Below are 1219 nucleotides of genomic sequence, written 5' to 3'. Positions count from 1 at the left end.
GGGTCTGCTGCACGGATAGGTGACAACTGAGATGGCTTGCCCAACGTGGGCGGGCTGGAAGGATGTCACCATGGCACGGCCCTATCCCCAGGAGTTTCGCGACGACGTCGTGCGGGTTGCCCGCAATCGCGATCAGGGGGTGACGCTCGAGCAGATCGCCGCTGATTTCGGGGTTCACCCGATCACGTTGTCGAAATGGATGCGCCGAGCCGCGGTCGATGACGGTTCGCGGCCTGGCACCTCGACGAGCGAGTCCGCGGAGTTGCGGGAGCTGCGCCGGCGGAATCGGTTGTTGGAGCAGGAAAATGAGGTGCTTCGCCGGGCCGCGGCGTATTTATCGCAGTCCAATCTGCCGGGAAAAGGCTCTACCCGCTCGTGAAAGAGCTCGCCGCCAACGGGATTCCCGTCGCGGTGACGTGCCGGGTCCTCAAGCTCGCCCGCCAGCCCTACTACCGCTGGCTGGCCGATCCGATCACCGCCGCCGAACATGTTGAGGCGCATCGAGCCAATGCGTTGTTCGACGCACACCGCGACGACCCGGAGTTCGGCTACCGATTCCTGGTCGAAGAAGCCCGCGACGCCGGGCATCCGATGGCTGAACGCACTGCGTGGCGGATCTGCGCCGACAACGGTTGGTGGAGTGCGTTCGGCAAACGCCGGCGCGGCAAGAACGGCAAGGTTGGCCCGCCGATCCACGATGACCTGGTCGGTCGCCGCTTCACCGCTGATGCGCCAAATACGTTGTGGCTGGCCGATATTACCGAGCATCGCACCAGCGAGGGCAAGCTGTACGTGTGCGCGATCAAGGACGTGTTCTCCAACCGGATCGTGGGCTATTCGATCGACTCGCGGATGAAATCACGACTGGCCACCCAGGCACTGGCCAGCGCGGTCGCCCGCCGCGGCGAGGTCGCCGGCTGCATTCTGCACAGCGACAGGGGCAGTCAATTTCGCAGCCGTCGATTTGTTCACGCGCTAGGCCGTCACGACATGGTCGGATCCATGGGTCGCGTCGGGGCGGCCGGTGACAACGCCGCCATGGAGAGCTTCTTCAGCCTGCTGCAAAAGAACGTCCTGAACCGGCGCCGGTGGGAAACCCGCGAACAGCTGCGCATCGCGATCGTCACCTGGATCGAACGCACCTACCACCGCCGCCGACGCCAACTCACCCTCGGACGGTTGACCCCCATCGAATACGAAGCAATCATGACCACACCGG

General features: G+C 64.5%; 1 protein-coding gene. It reads left to right on the top strand.

Going from position 1 to position 1219, the window contains the following annotated elements; all coding sequences use genetic code 11:
• Positions 1-70 precede the first annotated feature (70 nt).
• Positions 71-1219 (top strand): IS3 family transposase gene (locus tag AWC25_RS00695; protein ID WP_142278645.1). Its coding sequence is split into 2 segments (ribosomal slippage), with 1147 coding nucleotides annotated over them: positions 71-355 and positions 358-1219; the frame shifts between segments, so codons are not numbered across the junction. This gene is flagged as partial in the annotation.

The sequence above is a fragment of the Mycobacterium sherrisii genome, from assembly GCF_002102355.1.
Taxonomy (GTDB): Bacteria; Actinomycetota; Actinomycetes; order Mycobacteriales; family Mycobacteriaceae; genus Mycobacterium; species Mycobacterium sherrisii.
This window is presented reverse-complemented; position numbering and strand designations above follow the sequence as displayed.